The sequence below is a fragment of the Bradyrhizobium ferriligni genome (assembly GCF_056837965.1).
Genome location: NZ_JBXEJO010000258.1, coordinates 1 through 464 on the forward strand (window position 1 = coordinate 1; position 464 = coordinate 464).

Genomic DNA, 464 nt, shown 5'->3' on the forward strand with positions numbered 1-464 from the left:
TACACACACAACTAATACTTCTTCTTCTTCTGCGTTCACCTGCTATGAATTCAGGCGTAGCCATAGCGCCTTGTGTGACGCTTCTGACTGATTTTTGCGTAAACGCCTGCTTTACTGTGTTTGCAAGGATGAATATAAAGGGTTTTTACGCCAAAGGATTGACTTCGTTGCACTGGGTTTTACTTCATATGGCTATGCCCCTCACCGCAGAAATGGTACGCCACCTGCCAAGTGTACTGCACAAAGCATGAACTCTGGCAACAATCCTAGGGGTCTCTGGAAAAGAATGCACTTGTCAACAAAACAGTGTAGCCTGTGTTCAATCCCACATCCTTCATATGACATGGCAAGGGTTTAACCACTTAGTCACAGACTCTTAATGTATATACAACAGGAAAACCAGGTTAAGACTGTATGTTACCAGTTCTACTATATGGATCCGAGTGCAGGAGAAAGACTAAGAT

1 protein-coding gene is annotated in these 464 nt (G+C 43.5%); it reads left to right on the forward strand.

Annotation, left to right across the window (positions count from 1 at the left end; translation table 11 throughout):
* A partial coding sequence (locus AC1VNY_RS42630; protein WP_482409694.1) for a hypothetical protein occupies positions 1-251 on the forward strand: 251 nt, incomplete at its 5' end.
* Positions 252-464: the final 213 nt, after the last annotated feature.